Origin of the sequence: Streptomyces sp. DSM 110735 (genome assembly GCF_016482685.1) — a bacterium.
Lineage (GTDB): Bacteria > Actinomycetota > Actinomycetes > Streptomycetales > Streptomycetaceae > Streptomyces.
Genome location: NZ_JACYHF010000024.1, coordinates 20,962 through 34,489 on the forward strand (window position 1 = coordinate 20,962; position 13,528 = coordinate 34,489).

At 72.0% G+C, this 13,528-nt stretch carries 15 protein-coding genes; 10 read left to right on the forward strand and 5 right to left on the reverse strand.

The features are described 5' to 3' along the window. Positions 1-23 precede the first annotated feature (23 nt). Complete coding sequence (snpA, locus tag IF655_RS26930; protein ID WP_199587727.1) at positions 24-695, reverse strand: snapalysin; 672 nt, start codon at positions 693-695, stop codon at positions 24-26. A 181-nt stretch (positions 696-876) separates the two neighbouring features. Between snpA and IF655_RS26935 the strand changes: the two genes are divergently transcribed. Continuing rightward, positions 877-1,815 (forward strand): LysR family transcriptional regulator, encoded by a 939-nt coding sequence (locus IF655_RS26935; protein ID WP_199587728.1) that lies wholly within the window; start codon positions 877-879, stop codon positions 1,813-1,815. A 7-nt stretch (positions 1,816-1,822) separates the two neighbouring features. Here the strand turns inward: IF655_RS26935 and IF655_RS26940 are convergent, their stop codons facing one another. Next, positions 1,823-3,349 (reverse strand): hypothetical protein, encoded by a 1,527-nt coding sequence (locus IF655_RS26940; protein WP_199587729.1) that lies wholly within the window; start codon positions 3,347-3,349, stop codon positions 1,823-1,825. Between the two features lie 270 nt (positions 3,350-3,619). Between IF655_RS26940 and IF655_RS26945 the strand changes: the two genes are divergently transcribed. The 9 genes from IF655_RS26945 (at position 3,620) to hypA (ending at position 10,932) form a co-directional block, all read left to right on the forward strand. After that, positions 3,620-4,318, forward strand: coding sequence for a DedA family protein (locus IF655_RS26945; protein WP_307815076.1), 699 nt, complete (start codon positions 3,620-3,622; stop codon positions 4,316-4,318). A gap of 168 nt (positions 4,319-4,486) precedes the next feature. Next, the gene (locus IF655_RS26950; protein WP_199587730.1) at positions 4,487-6,031 is read left to right on the forward strand and encodes a hypothetical protein; all 1,545 of its coding nucleotides are present in this window, start codon (positions 4,487-4,489) and stop codon (positions 6,029-6,031) included. Continuing rightward, positions 6,028-7,119, forward strand: coding sequence for a hydrogenase expression protein HypE (locus IF655_RS26955; protein ID WP_199587731.1), 1,092 nt, complete (start codon positions 6,028-6,030; stop codon positions 7,117-7,119). Before IF655_RS26950 ends, IF655_RS26955 begins: the two co-directional genes overlap by 4 nt. An 81-nt stretch (positions 7,120-7,200) precedes the next feature. Next, entirely contained in the window at positions 7,201-8,994 is a 1,794-nt protein-coding gene (locus tag IF655_RS26960) for a nickel-dependent hydrogenase large subunit (RefSeq protein WP_199587732.1), read from the forward strand. Further along, on the forward strand, positions 8,987-9,553 hold the full coding sequence (locus tag IF655_RS26965; protein WP_199587733.1) for a NifU family protein: 567 nt from the start codon (positions 8,987-8,989) through the stop codon (positions 9,551-9,553). Before IF655_RS26960 ends, IF655_RS26965 begins: the two co-directional genes overlap by 8 nt. After that, a complete protein-coding gene (locus tag IF655_RS26970; RefSeq protein WP_199587734.1) occupies positions 9,550-10,140 on the forward strand; it encodes a DUF5947 family protein in 591 nt (196 codons plus the stop codon). The genes IF655_RS26965 and IF655_RS26970 overlap by 4 nt, the downstream gene beginning before the upstream one ends. Positions 10,141-10,161: 21 nt before the next feature. Continuing rightward, positions 10,162-10,368: a hypothetical protein gene (locus IF655_RS26975; protein WP_199587735.1), complete on the forward strand. Its 207-nt coding sequence runs from the start codon at positions 10,162-10,164 to the stop codon at positions 10,366-10,368. 20 nt (positions 10,369-10,388) lie between these two features. Continuing rightward, the gene (locus tag IF655_RS26980) at positions 10,389-10,577 is read left to right on the forward strand and encodes a hypothetical protein (protein ID WP_199587736.1); all 189 of its coding nucleotides are present in this window, start codon (positions 10,389-10,391) and stop codon (positions 10,575-10,577) included. Between the two features lie 7 nt (positions 10,578-10,584). Next, a complete protein-coding gene (gene hypA, locus IF655_RS26985) occupies positions 10,585-10,932 on the forward strand; it encodes a hydrogenase maturation nickel metallochaperone HypA (RefSeq protein WP_199587737.1) in 348 nt (115 codons plus the stop codon). Between the two features lie 78 nt (positions 10,933-11,010). On the opposite strand, the gene hypE is transcribed toward hypA, so the two are convergent. The 3 genes from hypE to IF655_RS27000 form a co-directional block, all read right to left on the reverse strand. Beyond that, a complete protein-coding gene (hypE, locus tag IF655_RS26990) occupies positions 11,011-12,000 on the reverse strand; it encodes a hydrogenase expression/formation protein HypE (protein WP_374100393.1) in 990 nt (329 codons plus the stop codon). A 76-nt stretch (positions 12,001-12,076) separates the two neighbouring features. Beyond that, positions 12,077-13,222 (reverse strand): hydrogenase formation protein HypD, encoded by a 1,146-nt coding sequence (gene hypD / locus IF655_RS26995; RefSeq protein WP_199587739.1) that lies wholly within the window; start codon positions 13,220-13,222, stop codon positions 12,077-12,079. Then, on the reverse strand, positions 13,219-13,509 hold the full coding sequence (locus tag IF655_RS27000) for a HypC/HybG/HupF family hydrogenase formation chaperone (protein ID WP_199587740.1): 291 nt from the start codon (positions 13,507-13,509) through the stop codon (positions 13,219-13,221). The genes hypD and IF655_RS27000 overlap by 4 nt, the downstream gene beginning before the upstream one ends. Between the last annotated feature and the right edge of the window lie 19 nt (positions 13,510-13,528).

Sequence of the window (13,528 nt, forward strand, 5' to 3'; positions counted from 1 at the left end):
CCGCGGTCAGCGCATCGCCGGGATCAGCGGTCCGCGTTCACCTTCTCCAGCGCCTTCGCCAGCCCCGCCGCCCACAGTTGGTTGACGCGGGCGCGCTCGTTGCTGTCCGGGTAGCGGTTGGTGCAGGACGGGCCGGGACCGCCGCCCGACATCAGCTCGCTGCACGGTCCGCTGTAGTGGTCGGGGAGACCCAGGACGTGGCCGGTCTCGTGGGCGGTCACGCGGATGGAGTCGTACTGCTGGTTCTGCGCGTAGTCGAGGAAGATGTAGCCGCCGCCGTGGCCGTCGGTGGAGGCGTACGAGCCCTGCGGGTCGCTGCCCTCGTAGTACGAGAAGTCGGCGCTGCCCGAGGTGGCCTGGAGCTTGACGTTGGAGACGGAGCCGTTCCAGATGGAGGCGGCGTTGGCTATCTGGGAGCTGAAGCTCGGCGCCTGGGAGGCGTTGTAGTAGACGGTGACCGCCTTCAGGCTCGGGTGCGCCGCCTGCTTCTTGGCGACCGAGGTGAGGACGGCCTCGAAGAACGCCTTGTTCTGCGCGGCTTCCCCGGCCGAGCCGGTGAAGTGGGCGTGCGGGGCGGCGGTGACCGCGTGGGCGGGGGCCGCGGTGCCGAGGGCGGCGCAGGCCAGGCCCAGACCGAGGGCGAGGACGCCTCTGGCGGCCTTCGCGGACAGGGCAGGGGTACGGAAGGACTTCATGTGGGGGGCTCCTACTCGTTCCGTGGGGTGAACGATCGGTTGCCCATGAGTCTCGGGGAGCCCAACTCCCCGCGGATGATGGCAAGTAGGGATAGCGCGAGGCTATCGTCGTCAACTCGCCCCGCTGCGACCCGATTTGAACCTCTGGCGCCGTCTCACAGCCCACACCTAGGCTCCCGGCATGGATCTTGAGGTCAGACATCTGCGCGTGCTGTGCGCCATCGCCGACGCGGGCAGCCTGCATCGCGCCGCCCGTGAACTGGGGCTGGCGCAGCCGTCGTTGAGCACGCAGTTGCGCCGTATCGAACAGGCTCTGGGCGGGCGGCTGTTCACCCGGGACCGCACCGGCTGCCGTCCCACCCCGCTGGGGCGCCTTGTGCTGGGCCGGGCGCGACCGCTCGTGCGGGAGCTGGGCGCGCTCGTCGCGGAGGCGCGGGCCGCGGCGACGCGTGCGCCGGGCGGACCCCGGCTGCGGATCGGGGCGACGGCCAGCCGGGCGCTGCCGGGCTGGCTGCGGCGGCTGCGCGCCCGGGTGCCTCCGGCCGATCCCACGCTGCACGTCGACGCGTCCGCGAACGCGCTGCTGCGGATGGTCGCCGAGGGCGGGCTCGACCTGGCCTTCGTGCACGAGGTGGAGGGCAGTCCGCTGCGCGTTCCGGCGGGGCTCAGTGTGCGGGTGCTGGTGCAGCGGGAGCCGCAGTTCGTCTCGCTCGCCGCCGACCATCCCGCCGCCGCCCGGCACGAGGTGCGGCTCGCGGACCTGGCGGGCGAGCGCTGGATGGTGGACTCCACCGTGGACGGCGAGTGGGACGGGCTGTGCCGGGTGCTGCGCGAGGCGGGGATCGAGCCGCGCCTGCTGCACGGCGACTATCTGACCGCCTACACGCTGGCCGCTACCGGTGAGGTGGTCACGGTCAGCCAGCCGACCGCGCGACCCCGCTCCGACCTCGCCATTCGGCCGCTGCGCGGCGACCCGATCGGCGTACGGCTGCTGCTCGCGGCGCGCACCGAGACCGAGTTGGCGGACGGCTACCCCGAACTGGCCGACGCCTACTGGGAGGTGGCCGCGCAGTCACCGCTCTACCGGGCGTGGCTGGACCGCGCTCCGGCATCGGTGTGACAGGGCGTCAGTTGCCGAACGTCCGTGTGGTGTAGGCGCATTCGGTGTAGATGTAGCCCGAGCGGATCTTCGCCGTGTCGGAGGCGGGGGTGGCGGTGCTGGTGCCGTTCGGCTTGTGGACGAAGTACGTGGTGCCGACGGGCAGGCTGATGGTGCGCTTCGGGTAGTTCTTGCCGCTGTCGTCGCAGGGCTTGAAACCGATCCTGATGGTGTCCGCGAAGGAGTACGCCCGGCAGTTGCCGCAGCCCTTGAGGGTGAAGCTGCCGGTGACCGGTCCGGTGTAGAGGACGGTGATGTCGTCCGGGCTGTCGTTCTTCACCGTGACGGAGATGCCGCCGCCGGAGGCGGTGGTGGGCAGCTTCTTCCCGGCGGCGGGGACGGTCTGGGCGACCTCGGCGCCGATGGCTATCTTCCGCGCCCGGTCCCGCTTGGCGCCCTTCGCCCGGGCGGCGTAGTCCTCCATGGTCTTCTGCGCGGCGGAGAACTGGCCGTCCTTGTACTGGTCGATCCCGCAGTCGTACGCCCCCGCGTCCCCGCTCCGCTTCGCGCGATTCGCCGAGGCGGTGAGCTGGGCGGCGGAGCTGCCCGCGGAGTTCGAGAGGGTGAGGGCGCGGGTGTTCAGCTCGCGCAGCCGCTCGACCGCGGTGCAGGGCGCCTTTCCGCCGACGTCCTTCTGCGCCTGGGCCACGGCCGACTCGACGGCGGGGGCGACCTTGGCGGCCGGGCCGGAGTCGGGGAAGGTGCCGAGCAGGTCGCCGAAGTGCTCCACCCATCCCTCGCCGTCCCCGGAGAGGGCGGTGGCGCCGCAGTCGTACAGCGAGGTGGCGAGTCGGTCGTCGGGCCACTGGGCGAGCGAGCCCAGCCGGTTCTCGGGCAGGGACTGGGGCACGGTGCGCAGATACTTCAGCGGCTCGATCGCGCCGCAGTAGTCGCCGCTCGCGTAGGGGGCGCCGACGGTGCGGTAGTAGGTGCGCAGGCTGTCGGGCACCTGACCGGCGGCGCGGGAGCCCGCGTGGTGGACGGCGAGGTCCCGGTAGACGTCCAGGGCGTCGCGGTAGTCGGAGCGTGAGGTGGTGAAGGAGAGGCGGCCCGCCGCCGTGACCGTCTCGTCGGCGCGGTGCAGCCGGTCGAGCAGCGCCTGCTGGACGGCTTCCTCGCGGGCGTCGCGGTACCAGAGGGTGCCGGCCGTCGGCACCGCGAGCAGCAGGACGCCGAGGGCGAGCGCGAGGGGTGCCTTGGACGGCCAGGTGAGCCGGGTGCGCAGGGCGGTGAACGCGCCGTGCGCGGCGGCGAGGACCAGGACGACGACGTATCCGGCGAGCGCCCCGGCCGGGACGCCGTCGGGATCGGCGGGCAGGGCGACCAGCAGGAGGACGGCGGTCGCCACCCAGCAGGCGGCGGCGAGGAACCATCTTCGCAGCAGGACGTAGCCGAGACCGAGTCCGCTCAGATTGAGCAGACCGACGGCGGCCGCGCGCAGCGGGTCCGGCGGTGCGGGCGGCGGGCTCGACGGCATCGGTGGCACCGGTGGCATGGGATATCCCGGTGCCCCGGCAGGACCGTACGGTGTGTCCGACATGGCGGCTTCCCCCCGTCAACTGCCCCCGCGCCCCTGTGAATCGGCAGTGTACGGGGAGTGGTGGGGCACGGACAGAGGGTTTTCGGGCCGACTGTCGCGGGGCGCCTCGCCGGGCGTACGACCGGCGCGGGTGGGCACCGGGTACGCGCCGTCTGCGGGCGGCGGCGCCGGGTCCGGGCGACACTTGGCGGGAGGCTACCGAGCGACGGACCGGGAGGCGATGGGGTGGAAGCCGTCAACCCCACGGACAGCGCCTCGCTGCTGGCCGCCTTCGGCGCGCTCGGCGTCCTGGTGGTGACGTTCGCGGAGTCGGGTCTGCTGGTCGTCGGCTTCTTCCTGCCCGGTGACACGCTGCTGTTCCCGGCCGGGGTGCTGTGCGCCGGAGCCGACGGACGACCGCCCCGGCTGGTGCTCTGGCAGGTGATGCTGTGCGCGGCGGCGGGGGCGGTGGCGGGCGGCCAGGTCGGCTACCTCATCGGTCGGCACGGCGGACGCCCGCTGCTGACCCGTACCTCCAACCGGCGGGTCAGGGAGGGCGCGGAGCGCGCGGAACGGCTCCTTGCCCGCTACGGCTACGGCAAGGCGCTGGTGATCGGCCGCTTCATCCCCATGCTGCGTTCGGTGCTGCATCCGGCGGCGGGCGCCCTCGGCGTACCGATCGGCACGTTCACCCTGTGGCAGACGGTCGGCGGGGTGCTCTGGTCGCAGAGCCTGGTGCTCGTGGGGTACGCCCTCGGTGCCTCGGTGTCCCACGTGGACGACTATCTGCTGCCGCTGGTCGGCGTCATCGTCGTCCTCTCCCTGATCCCGCTGCTGGTGGAGGCGGTGCGCTCCCGGCGGGCGCGACACGGGGACGCGGCGCACGAAAGCGCGACGCACGGCGAGCGCGCCGCCGACGAGCCCTCGGGTCCGGAAGACGAGTAGCGCGCCGCGGCCGGGACGGGAAACCGCCGCCCGCATATGCCCGCTCACCCGCCCGGCCCAACCCGCGTGGGCCTGAAGGGGCGAGGTCGTGTGACGGATGTGACGGTGGGTGGAAGGCATGGACCACTGCGGGCATGGACCACTGCACCGGCACGGCGAGGAGGCGGCATGGTGGACACGAGCGGCGGCGAGGGCGGCACGGCATGTGCCTTCGCGCCCGGTGACGGTCCCGCCCCGCACCCCGGGGCGGCCGACGTCTTCGCCGGGATGAGCGCGGTCGCCGACGCCGTCCTCTACGAGGGCTATCTGCTCTACCCCTACCGCCGCTCCTCGGCCAAGAACCGCGTGCGCTGGCAGTTCGGGGTGCTCCCGCCCCGGGACTGGGTGGAGGCGGACGGACCGGTCACCGAGGGCATCTCCGGCTCGGCGGACTCCTGGTACCAGCGCACCGAGTGCCTGGTGCGCGCCGAAGGACCGGCCGCGGCGCTCCGGGTGCGGGTGCGCTACCTCCAGATGCAGCGCAAGCAGGTCGAGGCGGCCGACGGCGACAGCGGGCACCGCCCGGTCGAGTCCCTGCTGACGGCGGACGGCGGGGTCCAGTTGAGCTTCGACGAGGCCGTACCGCAGGAGGTGGACCTGGTCTGGCCGCTGGCGGACCTGCTGCGCGGCGTGTGCACGGCGCCGACGGGCGCGCCCGCCGCTCGCGAGACGGAGGAACTGTCCAAGGGCGCGGGCCGGATCGTCCGCACCCGCGAGGCGGTACGGGCGCGCACCACGGCCGGGGCAGAACAGCTCGCGGACGGTCTCTACCGGGTGTGCGTGCGCACCGAGAACACCGGGCGGTCCCCGGAGTCCGGCGGCGCGCGCGGCGAGGTGCTGCGGCACGCGCTGCTCGCCGCGCACACCCTGCTCGGCGGTACGGGGCTGGAGTTCGTCTCGCTCATCGACCCGCCGGAGGCGCTGCGCGCGCAGACCCGCGGCTGCCGCAACGCCTTCACGTTCCCGGTGCTCGGCGGACCCGCGCCCGAGTCCGACGGCGCGGACGACGGCTGCACGGGTCCGGTGCTGCTCTCCTCCCCCATCATCCTGCCCGACCATCCGCAGGTGGCGCCGGAGAGTCCGGGCGATCTGCACGACGCGGCGGAGATCGACGAGATCCTGACGCTGCGCACGATGCTGCTGACCGACGAGGAGAAGGCCGAGGCGCGGGCCACCGACCCGCGCGCCGCGCGCATCCTCGACCGCGTGGACACCATGCCCCAGGAGGTCTTCTCCCGGCTGCACGGCGCCATCCGCTCACTGTCCCCGGTCTCCCCGGTGACACCGGCGTCCACGGGCGAGCCGTCCCCGCCCGCCGAGGCTCCCGGTCCGGCGGGCGCACGTCCCGCCTGGTGGCAGGAGGGCGGTGACGACGGGCTGTCCCCGACGACCGACACGGTGCTCGTGGACGGGGTGGAACTCGGCGGCGGCAGCCCGGTGCGGCTGCGCCCGCGCAAGCGGGGCTCCGACGCCCAGGACATGTTCCTGGAGGGGCGGACGGCGCGGGTGTCCGCCGTCTTCCACGACGTGGACGGCAGCACGCATCTCGCGGTGACCGTAGACGACGATCCGGCGGCCGAACTGCACGGCTGGTACGGCCGATTCCACTACTTCCGACCCGACGAGGTCGAGCCCCTCGGCGACCCCCGACCGCAGCGAAGGCAGGCGACATGACCACCGAGAGCCACACCACCGCAGCCCGTGAACGCCTCGCCCACTCCGAGGCGCACGAGGGCATAGACGAGATCACCATCCTGTGGATCTCGGAGGGGATGAGCTGCGACGGCGACACCGTCTCGCTGACGGCGGCCATGCAGCCCTCCATCGAGGACGTCGTCCTCGGCGTGATCCCCGGTCTGCCCAAGGTCAACCTGGTCAACAAGGTGCTCTCGCCGAGCCTGGGCGGCGAGGACTTCCTCGCGCCCTACCGGGCGGCGGCGCGCGGCGAGCTGGACACCCCGTTCATCCTCGTCATCGAGGGGTCGGTCCCCAACCAGGAGATCATCGAGGGCGACGGCTTCTGGACGTCGTTCGGCAACGACCCGAAGACCGGGCAGCCGCAGACCATCAACTGGTGGATCGACCAGCTCGCGCCGAAGGCGTGGGCGGTGGTCGCCGCGGGAACGTGCGCCACCTACGGCGGCATCCACGGCATGGCGGGCAACCCGACCGGCGCGATGGGTCTGGCCGACTACCTCGGCTGGGACTACACGTCGCAGGCGGGGCTGCCGATCGTCAACGTGCCGGGCTGTCCGATCCAGCCGGAGAACTTCATGGAGGTCCTGGTCTGGGTGCTCCAGACCGCGGCGGGAACGGCACCGCCGCCCCCGCTGGACCACATGCTGCGGCCGCAGTGGCTGTTCGGCAAGACCGTGCACGAGGGCTGCGACCGGGGCTCGTACTACGAGCAGGGCGACTTCGGTCTGGACTACAACTCCCCCAAGTGCCTGGTGAAGACCGGCTGCTGGGGTCCCGTGGTCAACTGCAACGTGCCCAAGCGGGGCTGGATGGCCGGCATCGGCGGCTGCCCCAACGTCGGCGGCATCTGCATCGGCTGCACGATGCCGGGCTTCCCGGACGCGTTCATGCCGTTCATGGACGAGCCGCCCGGCGGCACCCTGTCCTCCCTGGTCATCAAGCCGTACGGCGCCGTGGTGCGCCGACTGCGCGGACTGACCAACGAGATGGTCAACCACGAACCCAAGTGGCGCGGCAAGAAGCGCAAGCTGACCAGCGGTTACGACCCGTACTGGCGCCCCTGAGGGCGCCGGGACCGTGATCCGCCTCCCGCCCCCAGCCCCACCCCCACCCGCCGAACTCCGACAGCGAGGGCAGCACCGCAGATGACGACCACCGAATCCCGGCCGACGGGACGCAAACCGGCCCAGCTCGTGGACATGTCGTGGGATCCGATCACCCGGATCATCGGCAACCTGGGCATCTACACGAAGATCGACTTCGCCAACCGGGAAGTCGCCGAGTGCCACAGCACCTCGTCGCTGTTCCGCGGCTACTCGGTGTTCATGAAGGGGAAGGACCCGCGCGACGCCGGGTTCATCACCTCGCGCATCTGCGGCATCTGCGGCGACAACCACACCACGTGCTCCAACTACGCCCAGCAGATGGCGTACGGCATCAAGCCGCCGCCGATGGCGGAGCACATCACCAACCTCGGCGAGGCGGCCGAGTACATGTTCGACCACACGATCTTCCAGGACAACCTGGTGTTCGTGGACTTCTGCGAGGCCATGGTCAAGGCGACCAACCCCGGTCTGCTGGCCCGCGCCGAGCGCACCGACGCCCCGCGCGGGGAGATCCACGGCTTCAGGACCATCGCCGACATCATGAAGGCGTTCAACCCCTTCGAGGGCGAGGTCTACAAGGAGGCACTGCGCGTCAGCCGCGTCACCCGGGAGATGTTCTGCCTCATGGAGGGACGGCACGTCCACCCCTCCACGCTCTACCCGGGCGGTGTCGGCACGATGCCGCAGCCGAGCGTCTTCACGGACTACCTCAGCCGGCTGATGCACATCATCGACTTCATCAAGAAGGCCGTCGCGATGAACGACGACGTCTTCGACTTCTTCTACGAGGCGCTGCCGGGCTACGAGGAGGTCGGGCGGCGTCGCATCCTGCTCGGCTGCTGGGGCGCCTGGCAGGACCCGGCGGTCGTCGACTACCGCTACGCGTCGATGAACGAGTGGGGCAAGGCGATGTACGTCACCCCGGGCGTCATCGTCGACGGCGAGCTGGTCACCAACAACCTCATCGACATCAACCTGGGCATCCGCATCATGCTCGGCAGCTCGTACTACGACGACTGGGTCAACGAGCAGCCCTTCGTCACCCACGACCCGCTGGGCAACCCGGTCGACATGCGCCACCCGTGGAACCAGACGACCGTCCCGGTGCCGCAGAAGCGGGATTTCGAGGGGAACTACAGCTGGGTCATGAGCCCGCGCTGGTACCACAAGGAGACCGACAAGCACCTCGCGCTCGACACCGGCGGCGGTCCGCTCGCGCGCCTGTGGTCGACCGCGCTGAGCGGTCTGGTCGACACCCGGTACGTCAAGGCGGCGAACGGCAAGGTGCGCATCCAGCTCCCCAAGGGCGAGTCGCTTCCGGAGACCACGCTGGAGTGGTCCATCCCGAAGTGGAGCAACACCATCGAACGCGACCGCGCGCGGCCGTACTTCGTCGCGTACGCCGCCGCGATGGCCCTGCAGTTCCTGGAGGAGTCCATGGAGCTGATGCGCGCGGGCGAGACCAAGGTGTTCCAGGACTTCGAGGTCCCGGACGAGGCGATCGGCTGCGGCTTCCACGAGGCCGTGCGCGGGGTGCTCTCGCACCACCTGGTGATCAAGGACAAGAAGATCGCCAACTACCACCCGTACCCGCCGACCCCGTGGAACGCGAGCCCCCGCGACATCTACGGCACGCCGGGTCCGTACGAGGACGCGGTGCAGGGTCAGCCGATCTTCGAGGAGAACGGACCCGACGACTTCAAGGGCGTCGACATCATGCGCACCGTGCGCAGCTTCGACCCCTGTCTGCCGTGCGGCGTCCACATGTACATGGGCAAGGGCAAGACGCTGGACGTCGTGCACTCGCCCACCTACGGGGCGAACCATGGCTGAGGGTGCCCGCCTCGACGACCCGGCGGTGGAGGCGCGCCTGGCGCACCTCGACGACGTGCTGGGCGCCCTGGAGTCGGACTCCGGCGACACCGCCCGCGAGGCGCTGGGCGCGGTGGGACTGCTCACCGAGGTCTACGGCGAGGCGCTGGCCCGCGTCCTGGACCACGCGGACGACGCGCTGCGCGACCGTCTGGCCGAGGACGAGCTGCTGGCGCATCTGCTCGTGCTGCACTCCCTCCACCCCGAGCCGCCGGAGCGGCGGGCCGAGCGCGCGGTCGAGCGGCTGCGTCCCGCCGTGCGCAAGCGCGGCGGCGACCTGGAGTGGCAGGGCGTCGAGGGCGGTGTGGCGCGGGTCCGGGTGGACCCGGGCGGCGGTGGCTGCGGCGCCGGGTGCGGTGCGGACTCCCCCGACGTGACCGAGGTGGTCCGCGCGGCGGTGCTGGCCGCCGCGCCCGAGCTGACACGGGTGGAGGCGGTCACCCCCGAGCGGACCTCCCCGCCCGCGTTCGTCCCGCTGGCCACGCTCACCCTTCGGGGCGCGGCGCAGGGAGCGCGGTGAGCGGGGCGCTGGCCCGGGTCGTCCGCTCGGGCGCGGCGGCGGGCCGTACGGCAGCGGCCGAGGCGTGCGAGCTGTGCGCGGCGCCGGTCGCCGAGGAGCACGCCCATCTGTACGAGGCGGAGGCCGACGGGCTGCGCTGTGTGTGCGGTCCCTGTTCGGTGCTGTTCGCCGACGGCGGCGCGGGCGGGGGCCGGTACCGGCTCGTGCCCCGCCGTCGGGTGCGGCTGGCGCCGGTCGACACGGCGGTCCTCGGTGTACCGGTGGGTCTGGTGTTCTTCGTGCCCCGCTCCGACGGCTCGGTGACCGCCGAGGGTCCGAGTCCGGCCGGGGCGATGCGCTGGGAGATCGACGCGTCCGCCTGGCGCGGGCTGGCCGAGTCCGCTCCGCCGCTGGCCGGGATGGTGCCCGACGTGGAGGCGCTGCTGATCAACACGGTGCGCGGACACGAGGAACACTGGATCGTACCGATCGACGACTGCTTCCGGATGGTCGCCCTGGTCCGCGAGGAGTGGCGGGGGCTGTCCGGCGGCGGCCGGGTCTGGCCGGCCGTCGAACGGTTCTTCACGGAGCTGACCGAGCGTTCGTGAAGCCCAGAGAGGAGATTCGTCATGGGCAGGATCAGAGTGGGTCGCCCGCAGGTCAAACCGGACACGCCGACGCATGTGCCGGGCCTGCACCAGGGCAACGAGGGTCCCTACCAGGAGCAGACCGGGCACCACGAGGACGGCACCGCCGACGCGCGCCGCTCCACGGGGGTCCGCACCAAGCGGCACGACGCGCTTCTCGACGTCATGCCGAACATTCCCCCGGGATGAGAGAGAGGCGAGTGAGTGCCATGAAGCACGTCGGAGTGAAGGACTCGGCGGAGCCCCTGATCTCGGGGAAGCAGGTGCTGATCGCACAGGCCGCCCTGCTGGCCGGGCTGACGCTGCTCCTGCTCGTCAAGGAGGTCCCGGGCATGGTGCGGGAGCTGAAGATCTACCGGATGACCGGGGGCCTGGGCGCCGGTCGCCGGTACCCGTGAGTCCGCCGTGCACGAACTGTCGATCGCGTCCGCGATCGTGGAGCGCGCCGGGGAGATCGCCCGCGCCGACGGCGGCGGGGACGTCTCCTCGGTGACGGTCCGGGTCGGTGAGCTGTCCGGGGTGGTGCCGGACGCGCTGTGCTTCGCCTTCGAGGTGGCACGCGACGGCACCGCCCTCTCCTCAGCCCGGCTCGTGGTGGAGCAGGTGACCGCGGTGGCGTGGTGCGGGGCGTGCGTCGAGGAGTTCGCGGTGGGCATGCCGCCGTTCTTCTGGTGCCCGCGCTGCGACCGTCCCTCCCAGGATCTGCGCAGCGGGCGGGAGTTGGAGATCACTGCGGTGGAGCCGGTGCCCTGAGGTGCCGAACGCGGAGAGGGGCCCGCCGTTGTCCGGCGGGCCCCTCTCCGCGTGGCGCGGGTCTCTCGCGCGCCGCGCTCAGCAGATGCGCGGCAACTGCTCCCCGAGCGGCAGGTCGAGGACCCGGGTGCCGCCGAGTCCCGTGGCGACGGTGACCATTCCGGGGTGTTCGGCGACGCACTCCCCGATCAGCGCGGCTCCGGTGCCCTGCGGGTGGGCGCGCATCGCGGCGAGCACGGCGTCGGCGTGCTCGCGGGACACGAAGGCGACGAGCCTGCCCTCGTTGGCGACGTAGAACGGGTCGAGTCCGAGGAAGCCGCAGGCGTTGGCCACCTCGTCGGGCACGGGTACGGCGCGCTCGGTGAGGCGTACGCCGGTTCCGGAGGCGCGGGCGATCTCGTTGAGGGCGGCGCCGAGTCCGCCCCGGGTGGGGTCGCGCAGGACGTGCAGGTCCGAGGTGACGCCGAGCATGGCGGCGACGAGTCCGGCGAGCGGCGCGGTGTCGGAGGCGATCTCGACGCCGAACTCCAGTCCCTCGCGCACGCTCATCACGGCGACTCCGTGGAGCCCGATGGGTCCGCTGACGATCACCGCGTCGCCGGGGCGGGCGCGCTGGGGGCGGATGTCGACGCCGTCGGGGACGAGACCGACCCCGGCGGTGGTGACGTAGACGCCGTCGCCGTGTCCGGACTCGACCACCTTGGTGTCGCCGGTGGCGACGGTGACCCCGGCAGCCTCTGCGGCGCTGCCGACGGCGCGGGCGATCCGCGCGACGACGTCGAGCGTGACGCCCTCCTCCAGGACGAACGCGGTGGACAGATAGGCGGGTTGAGCCCCGCTCATCGCGAGGTCGTTGACGGTGCCGTTGACCGCGAGGTCGCCGAGGCAGCCGCCGGGGAAGAACAGCGGGCGCACCACGTAGGAGTCGGTGGAGAACGCGAGCCGGGCGCCGCCGAGTTGGAGGACGGCGGAGTCGGTGAGCGCCGCCAGGACGGGGTTGCCGTAGGCCGGGGCGAAGACCTGCTCCATCAGCTCGGCGGAGAGGGCGCCGCCTCCGCCGTGGCCCATGACGACGACGCCCTGGTCGCGCAGGGGGGCGGGGCAGGACCAGTTGGCGGGGTCGACGGGTGTTTCCGCGGCGAGGTCAGCCAACGGGGTTCATCTCCTCTCGGGGGATGCGCGAGCCGGGCGACGCCGGGCTGCCTGCCATCCGCCGGTACAGGTAGTACGCGGCGCAGGCGCCCTCGTTGGAGACCATGGTGGCGCCGAGCGGGGTGCGCGGGGTGCAGGCGGTGCCGAACGCCTCGCACGCGGTGGGTTTGATGAGTCCCTGGAGGACCTCTCCGGCCCGGCAGACGGCGGGTTCCTCGGTGCGGATGCCGGTGACGTCGAAGCGGTGCTCGGCGTCGTACGCGCGGAACGCCTCGGACAGCCGCCAGCCGCTGGCCGGGATGCGGCCGATGCCGCGCCAGTTGCGGTCGGTGACCTCGAAGACCTCCTCGATCATGCGCCGGGCGGCGGGGTTGCCCTCCTCGCGCACGGCGCGGGCGTAGGCGTTCTCCACCCGGTGCTCGCCGCGCTCCAGTTGGTGGACGGCGCGCCGGATGCCCTCCAGGATGTCGAGGGGTTCGAAGCCGGTGACGACCATGGGCACCTTGTGCCGTGCGGCGAGTTCCGGGTACTCCTCGGTGCCCATCACGCTGCACACGTGCCCGGCGGCGAGGAAACCCTGCACCCGGCACTCGGGGGCGGTCATGATCGCCTCGATGGCGGGGGGAACCCGCACGTGGGAGACCAGCAGGCTGAAGTTGTCCAGACCGAGGCGGCGGGCCTGGTGGACGGCCATGGCGTTGGCGGGCGCGGTGGTCTCGAACCCGATGGCGAAGAACACCACTTGGCGCTCGGGGTTGCGGCGCGCGAGGTCGAGCGCGTCGAGCGGGGAGTAGACCACGCGCACGTCACCGCCCTCGCCCTTGACCCGGAACAGGTCGCGGTCGGTGCCGGGCACGCGCAGCATGTCGCCGAAGGAGCAGAAGATCACATCGGGGCGGGCGGCGACGGCGAGCGCCTTGTCGATGACGTCGAGCGGGGTGACGCACACCGGGCAGCCCGGACCGTGGATCAACTCGACCTCTTCGGGCAGGAGTTGGTCGATGCCGTGCCGGATGATGGAGTGGGTCTGACCGCCGCAGACCTCCATCAGGGCCCAGGGACGGGTGGCGGTGGCGCGGATCTCGTCCAGCAGACGGCGGGCCAGCGCCGGGTCGTTGAACTCCTCGATGTACTTCACCGGTTCTCGCTCCCGCTTCCCTGCCGCTCCGCCTGCTGCCAGGCGTCCCCGAACTCCTCTTCCAGCAGACCGAGTTGCTCGAAGAGTTCGAGCGAGGCGCGCGCGGACTCCTCGTCGAGCTTCTGGAGGGCGAAGCCGACGTGGACGATGACGTACTCCCCCACCTGGACGTCGGGGAGGTATTCCAGACACGCCTGCTTCTGGACCCCGCCGAAGTCGATCAGCCCGGTGCGCGGGTCGGCGCCATCGTCGATGGCCACGACCTTGCCGGGCACTGCAAGACACATGGGTCACTCCGTCTCGTCG

What these genes read in the sequence shown, in the direction of transcription:
- IF655_RS26965 (WP_199587733.1), top strand. Translation starts at nt 8,987, where the DNA reads ATGGCTGAGGGTGCCCGCCTCGACGACCCGGCGGTGGAGGCGCGCCTG.
- IF655_RS26935 (WP_199587728.1), top strand. Translation starts at nt 877, where the DNA reads ATGGATCTTGAGGTCAGACATCTGCGCGTGCTGTGCGCCATCGCCGAC.
- IF655_RS26940 (WP_199587729.1), bottom strand. Translation starts at nt 3,349, where the DNA reads ATGCCACCGGTGCCACCGATGCCGTCGAGCCCGCCGCCCGCACCGCCG.
- IF655_RS26950 (WP_199587730.1), top strand. Translation starts at nt 4,487, where the DNA reads ATGGTGGACACGAGCGGCGGCGAGGGCGGCACGGCATGTGCCTTCGCG.
- IF655_RS27000 (WP_199587740.1), bottom strand. Translation starts at nt 13,509, where the DNA reads ATGTGTCTTGCAGTGCCCGGCAAGGTCGTGGCCATCGACGATGGCGCC.
- IF655_RS26975 (WP_199587735.1), top strand. Translation starts at nt 10,162, where the DNA reads ATGGGCAGGATCAGAGTGGGTCGCCCGCAGGTCAAACCGGACACGCCG.
- IF655_RS26980 (WP_199587736.1), top strand. Translation starts at nt 10,389, where the DNA reads ATGAAGCACGTCGGAGTGAAGGACTCGGCGGAGCCCCTGATCTCGGGG.
- snpA (WP_199587727.1), bottom strand. Translation starts at nt 695, where the DNA reads ATGAAGTCCTTCCGTACCCCTGCCCTGTCCGCGAAGGCCGCCAGAGGC.
- IF655_RS26960 (WP_199587732.1), top strand. Translation starts at nt 7,201, where the DNA reads ATGACGACCACCGAATCCCGGCCGACGGGACGCAAACCGGCCCAGCTC.
- hypE (WP_374100393.1), bottom strand. Translation starts at nt 12,000, where the DNA reads ATGGGCCACGGCGGAGGCGGCGCCCTCTCCGCCGAGCTGATGGAGCAG.
- IF655_RS26955 (WP_199587731.1), top strand. Translation starts at nt 6,028, where the DNA reads ATGACCACCGAGAGCCACACCACCGCAGCCCGTGAACGCCTCGCCCAC.